Here is a 16127-nt window from a genome sequence, read left to right as displayed (position 1 = left end):
CGGGAGTTCAATAGAAGAGGTGTAACACGATGCCGAATAAGCGGTTAATGCTATTACTTCTGTGTATTATCATATTGGTGGCTATGATTGGATTTTCGCTGAAGGGCGGCCGCAATACCACCTGGCCTGAGAAAGTGATCGGCGATACGACGGGAGTATTTCAAAATATTTTTCATACGCCTGCCGAATTTTTTGCAGGAATATTTGAGAACATCAATGATTTAAAAAACACATACAAAGAAAACGAGCGTCTAAGAGAAAAACTTGACGGACAGACACAATATGAAGCCAAGCTTCAAGAGCTTGAAGAAGAAAACAAATCCTTGCGTGACGAGCTTGGCCATGTCAAATCGATTAAAGATTACAAGCCGATTTTAGCAACGGTCATCGCCAGAAGCCCTGATAATTGGGCGAAACAGGTCACCATTAACAAGGGGACTCAGCAAAACGTAGCGAAAGATATGGCCGTTACAAACGAAAAAGGCGCATTAATCGGCAAGATCAAAAGCTCCGGACTTAACAATTTTACGTCTACTGTTCAGCTTTTAAGCGATACTGACCGCAATAACAGAGTCGCGACAAAAATTTCCGGAAAAAAAGGCAGCAAAGGCTACGGCTTGATCGAAGGATATGACAAAGAGAAAAAACGTCTTAAGATGACAATTATTGAGCGTAAAGATAAACAAGACGTGAAAAAAGGCGATCTTATTGAAACATCAGGGACAGGCGGTGTTTTCCCAGAAGGGCTGACAATCGGTGAAGTGACTGATATCGAGTCAGATTCCTATGGATTAACGAAGGTTGCTTATGTAAAACCTGCGGCTGACCTTACAGATTTAAATAATGTGATCGTTGTTAACCGTGACGTGCCGACTGTCGATACAGAGGAGGAAGGATCGTGAAACGTTTCCTTCTCCCTTTCGTTATGATGCTTGTTTTTTCTGCGGAAAGCATTTTTACAGATTTGGTGCATTTTCCTTTCGTTACAGATGACCAAGTGCTCGCCCCGCGTTTTTTGATGCTTGTATTGATATTCATGTCGGCTTTTATCAACCAAAAACACGCGATGATTTACGGATTTATTTTTGGCTTTCTATATGACATGAACTATACAAGTCTATTAGGCGTTTACATGTTTGGTTTTGCAGGGCTATGCTATTTGGCTTCAAAAGCGTTTAAAGTGTTGCATACAAACGCATTTGTAGTGATATTGATAGCAGTTCTGGCTGTCTGTCTGCTCGAATTTTACGTATTCGGCATTCAGTCTTTGATTCATAAAGACATTATGACGTTTAACGGATTTGTGCTTGACCGGTTTATACCGACAATTTTATTAAATATTGCAGCAGCTCTTATTCTTGTTCTGCCATTTAGATTGTTTTTTATGAGTCTAAAGAAAGAATTGAGAGATGAGTAAAAAGGATTTTATCTTTTTTTGACGAAATGAGTATGTTGTTGAGGTGAATATTGTGAAGACCAAAAAGCAGCAATATGTAACAATAAAAGGAACAAAGAATGGACTAACATTGCATCTGGATGATGCGTGTTCTTTTGATGAGCTTCTCGATGGTCTTCAGAATATGCTGTCAATTGAACAATATACCGATGGAAAAGGCCAGAAAATCAGCGTTCATGTTAAGCTGGGTAATCGCTTTTTATATAAGGAGCAAGAGGAACAGCTAACCGAATTGATTGCGTCAAAGAAAGATTTGTTTGTTCATTCTATTGACAGTGAAGTCATTACTAAAAAAGAAGCACAGCAGATAAGAGAGGAAGCCGAAATTATTTCTGTTTCAAAAATTGTCCGTTCAGGCCAAGTGCTGCAGGTAAAAGGCGACTTGCTCCTGATCGGTGACGTGAATCCCGGCGGAACAGTCAAGGCCGGAGGGAACATTTTTGTTCTGGGCTCACTGAAAGGAATCGCGCATGCCGGGTTTAATGGAAATAATCAAGCGGTCATCGCCGCCTCTGAACTGCTTCCGACACAATTAAGAATCAATCATGTGTTAAATCGCTCCCCAGACCACATTCAAAAAGGGAACGAAATGGAATGTGCTTATTTAGATACAGACGGAAATATGGTCATTGAACGCCTTCAACATTTGGCTCATTTAAGACCTGATCTAACAAGGCTTGAGGGAGGAATGTGAATTGGGTGAGGCTATCGTAATAACTTCGGGAAAAGGCGGAGTAGGTAAGACAACAACATCTGCGAACCTCGGTACCGCCTTAGCCATTTTAGGGAAGCGCGTATGCTTAGTAGATACTGATATAGGACTGCGCAACCTTGATGTTGTAATGGGTCTTGAAAATAGAATTATTTACGATCTGGTAGACGTTGTAGAGGGCAGATGCAAAATGCATCAGGCGCTCGTAAAAGACAAACGTTTCGATGATCTGCTCTATTTAATGCCCGCTGCTCAAACGAGCGATAAGACAGCTGTTGCTCCTGAACAAATTAAAAACATGGTCCAAGAGCTCAAACAGGAATTTGACTATGTCATCATAGACTGTCCTGCCGGAATCGAGCAAGGGTACAAAAATGCCGTTTCCGGAGCTGATAAAGCGATTGTGGTCACTACGCCTGAAATCTCAGCTGTTCGTGATGCTGACCGTATTATAGGGCTGCTGGAGCAAGAGGAAAATGTTGAATCGCCGCGGCTCGTTGTAAACAGAATCAGAAATCACCTGATGAAAAACGGTGACACGATGGATATCGACGAAATCGTACAGCATCTGTCGATCGATTTGCTCGGAATCGTGGCTGATGATGATGAAGTCATCAAAGCTTCCAACCATGGTGAACCGATTGCAATGGACCCGAAAAACCGCGCTTCTATTGCATATCGCAATATCGCCCGCCGCATCTTAGGTGAATCTGTTCCTTTACAGGTGCTTGAAGAGCAAAACAAAGGAATGATGGCTAAGATTAAGTCATTTTTCGGAGTAAGATCTTAATGTGATAGAATCAAAGAGAAGAATCTGACAAAGCATATGCTGTGTCAGGTTTTTTTGTTTTTGCCTGCTTTGTTCTTGACTAAACCGAATATTTGCCATGGACAAGACATATGATGTACAAACCCAACGAATGCAAAGGATGATGGCAATGAGTCACAGAGCAGATGAAATCAGAAAACGATTAGAGAAAAGAAGAAAGCAGCTTTCCAGCTCAAAGCGTTTCTCTACTCAGGCAGTTTCTGAAAAGCAGAAACCCCCGTCCTGGGTGATGGTAACGGATCAGGAAAAACATGGAACACTCCCGGTATATGAAGATAACATGCCAACATTCAACGGAAAACACCCATTGGTGAAAACAGATTCAATTATCCTGAAATGTCTTCTGTCGGCCTGCCTTGTTCTCGTTTCAGCTATAGCCTATAAAACAAACATTGGACCCGTCAGTCAGATTAAACCCGCTGTAGCCAAAACCTTTGAAACTGAATTTCAATTTGCTTCAGCAAGCCATTGGTTCGAAACCAAATTCGGAAATCCGCTTGCTTTCCTGGCTCCTGAACACAAAAATAAGGAACAGCAGATTGAAGTAGGCAAAGATCTGATCGCGCCTGCATCCGGGAAAGTACAGCAGGATTTTCAGGACAATGGGGAAGGAATTAAAGTCGAAACAAGCAGTGATAAGATTGATAGCGTAAAAGAAGGCTATGTGGTTGAAGTCAGCAAAGACAGCCAGACGGGACTGACGGTTAAGGTGCAGCATGCTGACAACACCTATAGTATCTATGGCGAGCTCAAAGATGTGGATGTTGCTTTATATGATTTTGTGGATAAAGGCAAAAAGCTCGGTTCGATTAAGCTTGATGATCATAATAAAGGGGTCTATTATTTTGCCATGAAAGACGGCGATAAATTTATTGATCCGATTCAGGTGATTTCATTTGAATAAATGGCTCGACCTTATCTTAAAGATCCATGTGCATCCTTTTCTTTGGATTATCGCGGCGCTGGGCTTGCTCACAGGCCATATGAAAGCATTATTTTGTCTGCTCCTGATTGTATTGATTCATGAGCTGGGGCATGCTGCTCTGGCTGTGTTTTTTTCTTGGAGAATCAAGCGTGTTTTTTTGCTGCCGTTTGGTGGAACGGTCGAAGTGGAAGAGCACGGGAATCGGCCGTTAAAGGAAGAGTTTGCGGTCATTATTGCCGGCCCTCTTCAGCACATCTGGCTTCAGTTTGCCGCCTGGATGCTTGCAGAAGTCTCAGTGATTCATCAGCATACCTTTGAACTCTTCACCTTTTATAATCTTTCTATCTTATTTGTCAATTTACTGCCGATCTGGCCGCTGGATGGAGGAAAACTGTTATTTTTGTTGTTTTCCAAACAGCTGCCTTTCCAAAAGGCTCACCGGCTTAATCTAAAAACGTCGCTCTGCTTCTGCCTGTTGCTCGGGTGCTGGGTTTTATTCGTGATTCCTCTGCAAATCAGCGCATGGGTTTTGTTTGTCTTTCTGGCTGTTTCCTTATTTGAGGAATATCGGCAAAGGCACTATACCCATGTGAGATTTCTCCTCGAAAGGTATTACGGAAAAAACAGGGAGCTTGAGAAACTTCTGCCGCTGACAGTAAAGGCGGAGGATAAAGTCTATCATGTGATGGCCGAGTTCAAACGTGGCTGTAAGCATCCGATTATTATAGAAAAATCAGGCCAAAAGCTCAGCCAGCTTGACGAGAATGAAGTGCTGCACGCTTACTTTGCCGATAAGCGGACGAATTCTTCCATGGAGGAACTGCTTCTGCCCTACTAAAACTGATTGACAAACGCCTTGTATTTTGGTATATTTTTTAATGTTATGGATGTAGCACCATTGCTACAACCGCTCAGTACAGGTGTTAAGAGCTTTTACAGCCCCCTGGTATCTGGCGAGTCTTAGTCTAATAGGAGGTGCAGAGAATGTACGCAATCATTAAAACAGGCGGTAAACAAATCAAAGTTGAAGAAGGCCAAACTGTTTACATCGAAAAACTTGCTGCTGAAGCAGGTGAAACAGTTACTTTTGAAGACGTTTTGTTTGTTGGCGGAGACAATGTGAAAGTCGGCAACCCTACAGTTGAAGGCGCAACAGTAACGGCTAAAGTTGAAAAACAAGGCCGCGCGAAAAAAATCACTGTTTTCAGATACAAACCAAAGAAAAACGTTCATAAAAAACAAGGTCATCGTCAGCCTTACACTAAAGTGACGATCGAAAAAATCAACGCGTAAGCATGATTCAGGCAACAATCAGGAGGTCTCATGATAAAGGCATATTGTCTTTTGAAATGACGGGCCATGCGAATTTTGCTGAACATGGACAAGATCTTGTTTGTGCCGGAGTGACAGCCGTTGTGTTTGGAGCCGTTAACGCGGTCATTGTGCTCGCGGGCTTCGAGCCGCTTCTTGATATAGGGGAGGACGGGGGTTATTTTTATTTTGAATTCCCTGAATCTCTTGATCCAGAGGCACGCCGAAAAGCTCAGCTGCTGATTGAAGGCATGATTGTTTCGCTGGAGACAATCGAACGGGATTACAAAGACAACTTGCGTGTGACCACAAACATAATATAGGAGGTGAGCTACATGCTTAGATTAGATCTTCAGTTTTTCGCTTCTAAAAAAGGAGTAGGTTCTACAAAGAACGGACGTGACTCTGAGGCTAAACGTTTAGGTGCTAAACGTGCTGACGGTCAATTCGTAACAGGCGGTTCTATCCTTTACCGTCAACGCGGAACAAAAATTTACCCAGGTGAAAACGTGGGCCGCGGCGGAGATGACACTCTATTTGCGAAAATCGACGGAACTGTTAAATTCGAACGTTTCGGCCGTGACCGCAAAAAAGTGAGCGTATATCCTGTAGCTCAATAATGATTCAAAAAACTCCGGTCGATGATGACTGGAGTTTTTTTTGCAATATGCGGAGTAAACACCTAGAATGAAATGCAGAGTATGTGCGAGCAGACCCCGCCAAGAATGAGAATAAACATCTCAAACCCACTGGATATGTTCCCCAAGCAGTAATACATAAAATGTTCTGCCTGGCTGCAAATCAACCAAAGCCAGAAAAAAGGAACATGATATTTCTGGGAAAAACAATTGTTTTTCTAACAAAGCCTTCTCTGTTATAATTCATAATACACACTTATACAGACTCCTAAATAAGAAATTAAATGATTGGGAGTGCGAAAATGAAGGATGTTTCAAAAAATCAAGAAGAAAATATAAGCGACACGGCATTAACAAACGAACTGATTCATCTGCTTGGCCATTCCCGGCATGATTGGATGAATAAGCTGCAGCTGATTAAAGGAAACTTAAGCTTACAGAAGTATGACCGTGTCTTTGAAATGATTGAAGAAATGGTTATAGACGCAAAGCACGAATCAAAGCTCTCAAACCTGAAAACACCGCATTTGGCGTTTGATTTTCTTACGTTTAATTGGAAAACCCATTATATGACGCTTGAATATGAAGTTCTCGGAGAAATTAAGGATTTGTCGGCTTATGATCAAAAGCTGGCGAAACTGATGAGAAAGCTGTTTCATCTGTTTGATCAAGCAGTCAGCAGAGAGAGTGAAAATCATTTAACGGTTTCGCTTCAAACGGATCATCCTGACAGACAGCTGATTCTGTACCTTGATTTTCACGGCGCCTTTGCCGATCCATCTGCTTTTGATGATATTCGGCAGAATGGATATGAGGACGTTGATATCATGCGTTTTGAAATCACGAGCCACGAATGTCTGATTGAAATTGGGTTGGACTAGCGGAGTTTTTAACGGTTTAGAACGGAGGACATTATGTTTGTAGATCAGGTCAAAGTATATGTAAAAGGCGGCGACGGCGGCAACGGTATGGTTGCGTTTCGCCGTGAAAAATATGTGCCGAAAGGCGGCCCTGCCGGCGGTGACGGAGGAAAGGGAGGAGACGTCGTTTTTGAAGTAGATGAAGGTCTCCGCACCCTGATGGATTTTAGATACAAAAAACACTTTAAAGCGATTCGCGGCGAGCATGGCATGTCCAAAAACCAGCACGGGCGAAATGCTGATGATATGGTCATTAAAGTTCCGCCGGGCACCGTTGTGACAGACGATGATACAAAACAGGTCATCGCTGATTTAACAGAGCACGGACAGCGGGCTGTCATTGCAAGAGGCGGAAGAGGCGGAAGAGGAAATAGCCGCTTTGCTACACCGGCTAATCCCGCGCCTCAGCTTTCAGAAAACGGCGAGCCGGGAAAAGAACGCTACATTGTTCTTGAATTAAAAGTGCTTGCAGATGTCGGACTTGTCGGGTTCCCGAGTGTGGGAAAATCTACTTTGCTGTCTGTTGTCTCATCTGCAAAACCGAAAATTGCGGACTATCACTTTACAACGCTTGTCCCGAATCTCGGCATGGTTGAAACGGATGACGGACGCAGCTTTGTCATGGCCGATTTGCCGGGGCTGATTGAAGGCGCACACCAAGGCGTCGGACTGGGCCACCAGTTTTTGCGCCATATTGAACGGACGAGGGTTATTGTTCACGTCATTGACATGTCAGGCTTAGAAGGCCGCGATCCGTATGAGGATTATCTTACGATTAACCAGGAGCTGAGCGAGTACAATCTGCGTCTCACCGAGCGTCCGCAAATTATCGTTGCAAATAAAATGGACATGCCGGAGGCTGCGGAAAATCTCGAAGCCTTTAAAGAAAAGCTGACGGATGATTATCCGGTATTCCCGATCAGTGCGGTGACAAGAGAAGGTCTGCGTGAGCTTCTGTTTGAGGTTGCCAATCAGCTTGAGAACACACCGGAATTCCCGCTGTATGACGAGGAAGAGCTTACACAAAACCGTGTCATGTACACGATGGAAAATGAAGAAGTGCCATTTAACATTACACGCGATCCAGACGGTGTATTTGTGCTTTCAGGAGACAGCCTTGAGCGGTTATTCAAGATGACTGATTTCTCACGTGATGAATCGGTTAAACGGTTTGCAAGACAGATGCGCGGAATGGGTGTTGATGAAGCACTCAGAGAACGCGGAGCCAAGGATGGAGATATAATCAGGCTTCTGGAATTTGAATTTGAATTTATTGATTAATGAATGTTGGCTGAAAAGAGAGCCTGGTGCCAGGCTCTCTATTTTAAAGGGGGGATGCAAATGAAAGAGGAGACATTTTATCTTGTCCGTGAAGATGTATTGCCCGATGCAATGAGAAAAACATTAGAAGTCAAAAAGCTGCTTGATCGAAAAAAAGCAGATTCAGTAGCAGATGCCGTTCAAAAGGTCGATTTAAGCAGAAGTGCGTTTTATAAATACAGGGATGCTGTTTTTCCATTCTACACCATGGTAAAAGAACAAATTATCACACTTTTCTTTCATTTGGAGGATAGGTCAGGTGCGTTATCTCAGCTTCTTCAGGCGGTAGCTGATTCTGGAAGCAACGTTCTTTCCATTCACCAGACCATTCCGCTTCAAGGCAGAGCAAATGTGACACTGTCTATCAGTACGTCGGCAATGGAAGAAGACATTCATACATTAATGAATAAGCTCAGGAAGTTTGATTTTGTAGAAAAGGTTGAAATATTAGGTTCAGGTGCATAAGGGAGAGAAAATCGTCATGAAAGTCGGTTATTTAGGTCCAGCAGCTACATTTACACATCTAGCAGTCAGTTCTTGTTTTCAAAACGGCGCCGAACATGTTGCTTACCGCACCATTCCGGAGTGTATAGATGCAGCCGTTGCAGGCAAAGTTGATTTTGCTTTTGTTCCTTTGGAAAATGCATTAGAAGGATCTGTTAATCTAACAATAGACTATTTAATACATGAACAGCCCTTGCCAATCGTGGGTGAAATGACGTTGCCGATTCATCAGCACTTGCTCGTCCATCCCTCTAGAGAGAATGCATGGAAAGAGCTCGACAAAATTTACTCACATTCACACGCGATTGCGCAATGCCATAAATTTCTTCATCGACATTTTCCTTCCGTTCCATATGAATACGCCAATTCTACCGGGGCGGCAGCAAAGTTTGTCAGTGACCATCCCGAGCTGAATATCGGGGTCATTGCCAATGATATGGCAGCTTCTACATACGAATTAAAAATCGTGAAACGGGATATACAGGATTATAGGGACAATCATACAAGATTTGTTATCCTGTCTCCTGATGAAAACATATCTTTTGAAGTGAATTCAAAATTGAGTTCTAGGCCCAAAACGACCTTAATGGTCATGCTGCCGCAGGATGATCAGTCCGGGGCGCTGCATAGAGTGCTGTCTGCATTTTCTTGGAGGAATTTAAACTTGTCAAAAATTGAGTCACGTCCGACTAAAACCGGGTTAGGCCATTATTTCTTTATTATTGATATTGAAAAAGCGTTTGATGATGTATTGATTCCAGGGGCCATGCAGGAGCTTGAAGCACTCGGCTGCAAAGTGAAGCTCCTGGGTGCATACCAGTCTTACCAATTATAAAAAAGCCCTCTAGAGGGCTTTTTTTAGTCTTTAATTAAAATGCCGGCTTCTTCGAGGGCTTGACAAGCTTGATCGATGCGATGTTCATCAGGTGCTGTCAGTGTATGCAGGTGCACGCCGTCGGTCAGCTGTGATAAGTAGGCAGCATTCGTAGAATTGATTTTTTTAATGAAATGGCTAACTTCCTTCCGGGTGCCTACTTGGATGGCTGCAGTTAAATCTCCATATACGGGATGCTCGATTTTTACGTCTTTTACTGTAACGCCTTCGTCGACGATGAGCTGCAGTTCCTCTTCTGTCCGTTCAGGACCGTGCAGACATGCTATGATTCTTTCTGCCTGCTGGTGCTGCTGAGCGGCTGCATCCATGTATACATATCCTTGGCTTGTGGCGATAATCGGTACATTTTTCGCTTTCAAGAGCGATATATCCTGTACAATAACCTGTCTTGAAACGTTCGCTTTTTTTGCGAGTTCTCCTCCTGTCAGCGGTGATTTAGATTCCTTCAGCCACAGAAGAAGCTGGTCACGCCTGTTGGCGCCCATTAGCTTTAATTCTTCGGTCAATATCAAATTCTCCTTTCTTTTGTTCCCAAAGCACTGTAAACGTATGTAATAACTGTTCCAGCTGTTCAGCTGTTGTATGCCTGCCAAAAGAGATGCGGATAAATTGCAGAGCTTCTTGTTCGGTTTTTCTTAATGCTTTCATTGTTTCAGACGGACCGTGGTAACCTGCAGAACAAGCGCTGCCGGTTGAAATGCAAATATTACTCCGATTACATTCTAACATAACATATTGTCCTTCAAATGAGTGAAAAAAACACCCTATAATATGCGGAAGACATTCTGCTTGCGAAGTGTCTGCCGCAAGGGTTACAGGGAGAGACCGAATACGGATTTGGTCTAGAAAGTAAGTTCTTAATGCCTCATTGCGGGATATCTGTTTTTCCATTTCGCTTACGATCAATTCTGCAGCGGCAGTGAAGGCACCGATCCCGGGAACATTTACGGTGCCGGCTCTGAATCCGTATTCGTGAGTAGTCAGAGGATAAACGGGTTTCCAAGGGACATCCGGACGGATATAGACCGCCCCTACTCCTTTTGGACCGTGGATTTTATGGCTGGACATTGAGAGTGCATCTACTCCCAGATTTTTTGTATTGATCGGGATCTTTCCAAACGTTTGAACAGCGTCGCAATGAAGAAGAATGCCCTTATTGTGCAGGTATGAAGACAGGCGGTGAATGGGCTGAATGATCCCGGTTTCAGAATTTGCATGCTGAATAGATACAAGGCCTGTTTCCGACCGGATATGGGCTAGTAATATTTCCTCGGTAATAAGCCCGTATTCATTCGGTTCAATGACTGTTACATCATATCCCTGCTGTTCCAAAAAAGCAGCGCAATTATGAATGGACTGATGCTCCATGGCAGTCGTAATAAAATGTCTTTTCGTTTTTGGCAGGCCGTTTAGCAATGATTGAATGGCCAGAAAATTGGATTCAGTGCCGCCGCTTGTAAAATAGATGCCGCTTGCTTCTCCGCCAATGATGTTGGCGATTTTTTCACGGCAGTACTCCAGTATGTGCTTTGCTTTTCCTCCTGCATCATGCAGGCTGCTGGCATTTCCGTACATATCCATACTAAGCTTCTGATATACAGTAAGGGCTTCCTCACAAATAGGCGTTGTCGCTGCATAATCTAAATAAATCATCCGGTCTTCCTCCATCCGTTCTCCATAAAAAACTCTTGAGTTTATTTTATCCTTGTGTAAATATAGGTGTCAAGACAGGTGTAAACAACAGGAGGGTGGCATATGTCTAAAAAGACGATTGCAGTCATCGGTTCAGGGGCGGCGGCACTTTCCTTAGCTGCAGCTTTCCCACCCTCATACGAAGTGACTGTTATCACAAAAAAAAGCGTCAAAAACAGCAATTCTGTCTATGCACAAGGCGGGATTGCTGCGGCCTATGCAAAAGATGACTCGATTGAAGCCCATCTGGAGGATACGTTATACGCAGGGTGCGGCCATAATAATCTAGCTATTGCAGCAGACGTATTACATGATGGAAAAATGATGGTTCAAAGCCTATTGGAGCGTGGATTTCCATTCGACCGCAATGAACGAGGCGGTGTTTGTCTTGGAAGAGAAGGGGCCCACTCATACAACCGCATATTTCATGCAGGCGGAGACGCAACAGGCAGGTTGCTTATCGATTATTTGCTCAAACGGATCAACAGCAAAATCAAGTTAATCGAGAATGAAACGGCAGCAGATTTGCTTATAGAGGACGGACGATGTATCGGCGTCATGACAAAAGACAGCAAAGGGCGGCTCAAGGTAAGGCACGCAGACGAAGTTGTGCTGGCTGCCGGCGGCTGTGGAAACCTGTTTCTTCACCATACGAATGATCTCACTGTCACAGGTGACGGTCTTTCTCTGGCTTACCGGGCCGGGGCGGAATTAACGGATTTGGAGTTTACTCAGTTTCACCCGACACTGCTTGTGAAAAATGGTGTTTCCTACGGGCTTGTTTCAGAAGCTGTCAGAGGGGAAGGCGGATGTTTAGTAGACGAAAACGGCCGCAGGATTATGGCTGAACGGCATCCTTTAGGTGACCTGGCTCCAAGAGATATTGTCTCACGGGTTATTCACGAAGAAATGGCAAAAGGAAATCGCGTTTATATAGACTTCAGTGCGATTTCTGATTTTGAAACGCGTTTCCCTACCATCACCGCTATTTGTGAAAAAGCAGGGATTGATATCCACAGCGGAAAAATTCCTGTTGCTCCGGGAATGCATTTCTTAATGGGAGGTGTTTCAGTTAATCGCTGGGGAGAAACGACAGTGCCGGGGCTTTATGCGATTGGCGAGACAGCATGCTCCGGTTTACATGGAGCAAACCGGCTTGCAAGCAATTCTTTATTGGAAGCGCTGGTATTTGGAAAAAGGGCAGCAGAGCATATTATCCAAAAACCGGTTTATAACAGGCAATATCAATCAGGGCTAGAAACCAGTGTCTTCTACGAGGTGCCGGATATAGAGGGGCATGAACTGCAAAGCAAAATGACAAGCCACATGTCTATTCTGCGGGAACAAAGCAGTTTGATTGAGCTTAGCATCTGGCTTCATACGCTGCCTTTTCAGGAAGTAAATGTGAAGGATATCACAATTCGGCAGATGGAACTTTCTCATCTATGGCAAACTGCAAAGCTGATGACGTTTTCTGCGCTTTTGCGGGAGGAAAGCAGAGGGGCTCACTTCCGCACCGATTTTCCTCATGCTGAGGTGAGCTGGCAAGGAAGACAAATTGTCCATACAAAAAAAGGAACGAAGATCAGAAAAAACGAGGGGATTTGGAACAATGAATCATTTACAGCTGAAAAAATTACTGAATCACTTTTTTCTTGAGGATATTGGGACAGGGGATCTTACATCGCAGTCTATTTTTGGAGAACAGAGCTGTGAAGCGGAGATTGTTGCAAAGTCAGAGGGTATTTTTGCAGGAGCAGCGATCATAAAAGAAGGCTTTTCGTTATTGGACGAAAATGTTCAAAGCATTTTACACAAAAAAGATGGGGACATGTTGCATAAAGGTGAAGTGATTGCCGAGTTACACGGTCCCGCAGCTGCGCTCCTTTCAGGAGAGCGGGTCGTATTAAATCTTATTCAGAGGCTGTCAGGAATTGCGACAATGACAAGAGAGGCTGTTCGGTGTCTGGATGATGAACAGATTAAAATTTGTGACACGAGAAAAACAACACCGGGGCTCAGAATGCTGGAGAAATATGCTGTCAGAGCCGGCGGCGGGTATAATCATCGATTCGGTTTGTATGACGGCATCATGATTAAAGATAATCATATCGCAGCATGCGGCTCTATTTTAGAGGCGTGCAAAAAAGCCCGTCAGGCCGCAGGGCACATGGTAAATATCGAGGTGGAAATTGAAACGGAGGAACAGCTGCGGGAAGCAATTGCAGCTGGAGCGGATGTTATTATGTTTGACAACTGTCCGCCTGATACGGTCCGTCATTTTGCAAAGCTCACACCGGCTAATATAAAAACTGAAGCCTCTGGCGGGATTACGTTAGAATTTTTGCCTGCTTTTAAAGGGACGGGTGTGAATTATATTTCATTAGGATTTCTGACTCATTCCGTCAAAAGTTTAGATATCAGCATGGATGTTACGTTATCAAATGAATCTGTGGAGGAATGCTGTTATGTCAATTCTTGATGTGATCAAACAATCGAATGATATGATGCCCGAAAGTTATAAAGAACTATCGAGAAAGGATATGGAAACGCGCGTTGCCGCCATTAAGAAAAAGTTCGGCAGCAGGCTCTTTATACCAGGCCATCATTATCAAAAGGATGAAGTGATACAATTTGCTGACCAAACAGGCGACTCCCTGCAATTGGCCCAAGTAGCGGAAAAAAACAAAGAAGCGGATTATATCGTATTTTGCGGCGTTCACTTTATGGCAGAAACCGCCGATATGCTGACAAGCGAGCAGCAAACGGTCGTCCTGCCAGATATGAGAGCTGGATGTTCTATGGCTGACATGGCTGACATGCAGCAGACCAATAGGGCATGGAAGAAGCTTCAGCATATATTTGGAGATACGATCATACCTTTAACTTATGTGAACTCCACTGCGGAGATCAAGGCATTCGTCGGAAAGCATGGCGGAGCAACTGTAACTTCTTCGAATGCGAAAAAAGTGCTTGAATGGGCGTTTACACAGAAAAAAAGAATTTTATTTTTGCCTGATCAGCATTTAGGGAGAAATACGGCTTATGATCTGGGCATTGCGCTTGAAGATATGGCTGTGTGGGATCCGATGAAAGATGAATTAGTAGCTGAATCCGGGCATACGAATGTGAAAGTGATTTTGTGGAAAGGGCATTGCTCTGTTCACGAGAAATTCACCACTAAAAATATCCATGATATGAGAGAGCGAGACCCCGACATTCAGATCATTGTGCACCCGGAATGTTCACACGAAGTCGTGACACTAAGCGATGATAACGGATCAACGAAATATATTATCGACACAATCAACCAGGCTCCGGCGGGAAGCAAGTGGGCAATCGGGACAGAAATGAATCTTGTTCAGCGGATCATTCACGAGCATCCAGATAAACAAATCGAATCACTCAACCCTGACATGTGCCCTTGCCTGACAATGAACCGAATTGATTTGCCGCATTTGTTGTGGTCGCTGGAACAAATTGAAAAAGGAGAACCTTCAGGCGTCATCAAGGTGCCAAAAGCCATTCAGGAAGATGCACTCCTTGCCCTGAATCGAATGCTTTCGATCACGTAGATCAGAAATATTTTCCCTTCCTTTACTCATAACTTCTTTTGTTCAGGCATATGTTGTGAAGAAACATATTGTAATCACAGCTGAACTGTTCACGTTTTGCATAGGAGGGGAAAACGTTGAAAATCCATATCGTTCAAAAAGGCGATTCGCTCTGGAAAATAGCTGAAAAGTACGGAGTCGATGTTGAGGAAGTGAAAAAACTCAATACACAGCTTAGCAATCCAGACTTAATCATGCCTGGAATGAAAATAAAAGTGCCGTCAGAAGGAGTCCCGGTCAGAAAAGAGCCAAAAGCGGGCAAAAGTCCTGCGGCCGGGAGTGTGAAGCAAGAACATCCATATGCGAAAGAGAAGCCTAAATCCGTTGTCGATGTAGAAGACACAAAGCCGAAAGAAAAGAAGTCCATGCCGTATGTCCCGCCGATGCCTAATTTGCAGGAAAATGTGTACCCTGAAGCTGATGTGAACGATTATTATGATATGAAACAGCTTTTCCAGCCTTGGTCGCCTCCTAAACCGGAGGAGCCGAAAAAACATCATGACGGAAATATGGATCATATGTATCATATGCAAGACCAATTTCCACAACAGGAGGCTATGAGTAATATGGAAAATGCAAATTATCCGAATATGCCTAATATGCCAAAGGCGCCAGAGGTAGGCGGTATAGAAGAGGAAAACGTTCATCACACAGTTCCGAATATGCCGATGCCGGCTGTTCAGCCTTATTATCATTATCCGGCTCATTTCGTACCGTGTCCGGTGCCTGTTTCGCCAATTCTTCCAGGATCAGGATTATGCTATCCGTACTATCCGGCACAAGCTTATCCAATGCATCCGATGCATGGATACCAGCCAGGCTTTGTATCGCCTCAGTATGACCCGGGTTATGAAAACCAGCATCATGAAAACAGCCATCACGGACATTACGGTTCATACGGTGCGCCGCAATACGCATCTCCGGCTTATGGATCTCCGTATGGACATATGCCGTATGGCCCTTATTACGGCACTCCCCAAGTAATGGGAGCATACCAGCCTGCTGCGGCTCATGGTTACATGCCATACAAAGATCATGACGACTGCGGCTGTGACGGTGATCATCAGCCATATTTCTCTGCACCTGGCCATTCGGGAATGGGAGCTTATGGAAGCCCTAATATGCCATATGGCACAGCTAACCCAAATCCAAACCCATATTCGGCAGGAGTTTCTATGCCAATGACGAACCAGCCTTCTGTAAACCAAATGTTTGGCCGTCCGGAAGAAGAAAATGAGTGATCGTTCGGAACGATGTAAATCGTTCCTTTTTTTGTTTTCAAGCAGATCACTGCCAAATGGAGAGAACTGA

20 protein-coding genes and 1 other annotated feature are annotated in these 16127 nt (G+C 44.0%); of the genes, 17 read left to right on the top strand and 3 right to left on the bottom strand.

Annotation, left to right across the window (positions count from 1 at the left end; all coding sequences use genetic code 11):
- The first annotated feature begins 29 nt into the window (after positions 1-29).
- The 9 genes from mreC to rpmA all read left to right on the top strand — a co-directional run bounded on the left by mreC (position 30) and on the right by rpmA (position 5853).
- The gene (gene mreC, locus NSQ16_RS14170) at positions 30-902 is read left to right on the top strand and encodes a rod shape-determining protein MreC (protein ID WP_003222609.1); all 873 of its coding nucleotides are present in this window, start codon (positions 30-32) and stop codon (positions 900-902) included.
- The gene (gene mreD, locus NSQ16_RS14165) at positions 899-1417 is read left to right on the top strand and encodes a rod shape-determining protein MreD (protein ID WP_004398811.1); all 519 of its coding nucleotides are present in this window, start codon (positions 899-901) and stop codon (positions 1415-1417) included. Before mreC ends, mreD begins: the two co-directional genes overlap by 4 nt.
- 52 nt (positions 1418-1469) lie before the next feature.
- Positions 1470-2150 (top strand): septum site-determining protein MinC, encoded by a 681-nt coding sequence (minC, locus tag NSQ16_RS14160; protein ID WP_230488303.1) that lies wholly within the window; start codon positions 1470-1472, stop codon positions 2148-2150.
- A 1-nt stretch (position 2151) separates the two neighbouring features.
- On the top strand, positions 2152-2958 hold the full coding sequence (gene minD, locus NSQ16_RS14155; protein ID WP_014664846.1) for a septum site-determining protein MinD: 807 nt from the start codon (positions 2152-2154) through the stop codon (positions 2956-2958).
- A gap of 148 nt (positions 2959-3106) precedes the next feature.
- A complete protein-coding gene (gene spoIVFA, locus NSQ16_RS14150) occupies positions 3107-3901 on the top strand; it encodes a stage IV sporulation protein SpoIVFA (RefSeq protein WP_230488302.1) in 795 nt (264 codons plus the stop codon).
- On the top strand, positions 3894-4760 hold the full coding sequence (gene spoIVFB, locus NSQ16_RS14145; protein ID WP_024572737.1) for a stage IV sporulation intramembrane metalloprotease SpoIVFB: 867 nt from the start codon (positions 3894-3896) through the stop codon (positions 4758-4760). Before spoIVFA ends, spoIVFB begins: the two co-directional genes overlap by 8 nt.
- A gap of 57 nt (positions 4761-4817) precedes the next feature.
- Positions 4818-4893, top strand: a sequence feature (ribosomal protein L21 leader region).
- 13 nt (positions 4894-4906) lie between these two features.
- Complete coding sequence (rplU, locus tag NSQ16_RS14140) at positions 4907-5215, top strand: 50S ribosomal protein L21 (RefSeq protein WP_003229668.1); 309 nt, start codon at positions 4907-4909, stop codon at positions 5213-5215.
- 2 nt (positions 5216-5217) lie between these two features.
- Complete coding sequence (locus tag NSQ16_RS14135) at positions 5218-5556, top strand: ribosomal-processing cysteine protease Prp (RefSeq protein WP_230488301.1); 339 nt, start codon at positions 5218-5220, stop codon at positions 5554-5556.
- A gap of 12 nt (positions 5557-5568) precedes the next feature.
- Positions 5569-5853 carry a 50S ribosomal protein L27 gene (rpmA, locus tag NSQ16_RS14130; protein WP_003222623.1) on the top strand — a complete coding sequence of 95 codons (285 nt, stop codon included), beginning with the start codon at positions 5569-5571 and terminating at the stop codon, positions 5851-5853.
- Positions 5854-5973: 120 nt separating this feature from the next.
- Here the strand turns inward: rpmA and NSQ16_RS14125 are convergent, their stop codons facing one another.
- Positions 5974-6096, bottom strand: a complete 123-nt coding sequence (locus NSQ16_RS14125; RefSeq protein ID WP_003229671.1) for a hypothetical protein — start codon at positions 6094-6096, stop codon at positions 5974-5976.
- Positions 6097-6173: 77 nt separating this feature from the next.
- On the opposite strand from NSQ16_RS14125, the gene spo0B reads away from it, so the two are divergent.
- From spo0B to pheA, 4 genes are read left to right on the top strand one after another with little or no spacing between them, the layout of a single operon-like run.
- On the top strand, positions 6174-6752 hold the full coding sequence (spo0B, locus tag NSQ16_RS14120; RefSeq protein ID WP_004399131.1) for a sporulation initiation phosphotransferase Sop0B: 579 nt from the start codon (positions 6174-6176) through the stop codon (positions 6750-6752).
- Between the two features lie 33 nt (positions 6753-6785).
- Positions 6786-8072, top strand: a complete 1287-nt coding sequence (gene obgE / locus NSQ16_RS14115) for a GTPase ObgE (RefSeq protein ID WP_003229675.1) — start codon at positions 6786-6788, stop codon at positions 8070-8072.
- Positions 8073-8132: 60 nt separating this feature from the next.
- Entirely contained in the window at positions 8133-8576 is a 444-nt protein-coding gene (gene thrR / locus NSQ16_RS14110) for a transcriptional regulator ThrR (protein ID WP_003222630.1), read from the top strand.
- A 16-nt stretch (positions 8577-8592) separates the two neighbouring features.
- The gene (gene pheA / locus NSQ16_RS14105) at positions 8593-9450 is read left to right on the top strand and encodes a prephenate dehydratase (protein ID WP_003229680.1); all 858 of its coding nucleotides are present in this window, start codon (positions 8593-8595) and stop codon (positions 9448-9450) included.
- Positions 9451-9473: 23 nt separating this feature from the next.
- Here the strand turns inward: pheA and NSQ16_RS14100 are convergent, their stop codons facing one another.
- Positions 9474-10016 (bottom strand): transcription repressor NadR, encoded by a 543-nt coding sequence (locus NSQ16_RS14100; protein WP_004398582.1) that lies wholly within the window; start codon positions 10014-10016, stop codon positions 9474-9476.
- Positions 9976-11163 carry a cysteine desulfurase NifS gene (gene nifS, locus NSQ16_RS14095; RefSeq protein ID WP_015714454.1) on the bottom strand — a complete coding sequence of 396 codons (1188 nt, stop codon included), beginning with the start codon at positions 11161-11163 and terminating at the stop codon, positions 9976-9978. Before nifS ends, NSQ16_RS14100 begins: the two co-directional genes overlap by 41 nt.
- Before the next feature lie 102 nt (positions 11164-11265).
- Between nifS and nadB the strand changes: the two genes are divergently transcribed.
- From nadB to safA, 4 genes are all read left to right on the top strand, one after another.
- Positions 11266-12861 (top strand): L-aspartate oxidase, encoded by a 1596-nt coding sequence (nadB, locus tag NSQ16_RS14090; protein ID WP_116316472.1) that lies wholly within the window; start codon positions 11266-11268, stop codon positions 12859-12861.
- Entirely contained in the window at positions 12815-13684 is an 870-nt protein-coding gene (gene nadC, locus NSQ16_RS14085; RefSeq protein WP_217024308.1) for a carboxylating nicotinate-nucleotide diphosphorylase, read from the top strand. Before nadB ends, nadC begins: the two co-directional genes overlap by 47 nt.
- On the top strand, positions 13671-14777 hold the full coding sequence (gene nadA / locus NSQ16_RS14080) for a quinolinate synthase NadA (RefSeq protein ID WP_003229691.1): 1107 nt from the start codon (positions 13671-13673) through the stop codon (positions 14775-14777). Before nadC ends, nadA begins: the two co-directional genes overlap by 14 nt.
- Positions 14778-14893: 116 nt before the next feature.
- A complete protein-coding gene (safA, locus tag NSQ16_RS14075; protein ID WP_003229695.1) occupies positions 14894-16057 on the top strand; it encodes a spore coat assembly protein SafA in 1164 nt (387 codons plus the stop codon).
- Positions 16058-16127 lie beyond the last annotated feature (70 nt).

It is taken from the genome of Bacillus sp. PS108, assembly GCF_037963335.1.
Lineage (GTDB): Bacteria > Bacillota > Bacilli > Bacillales > Bacillaceae > Bacillus > Bacillus subtilis.
The sequence above is the reverse complement of the archived record's forward strand: the minus strand, read 5'-3'. Positions and strand labels throughout refer to the sequence as shown.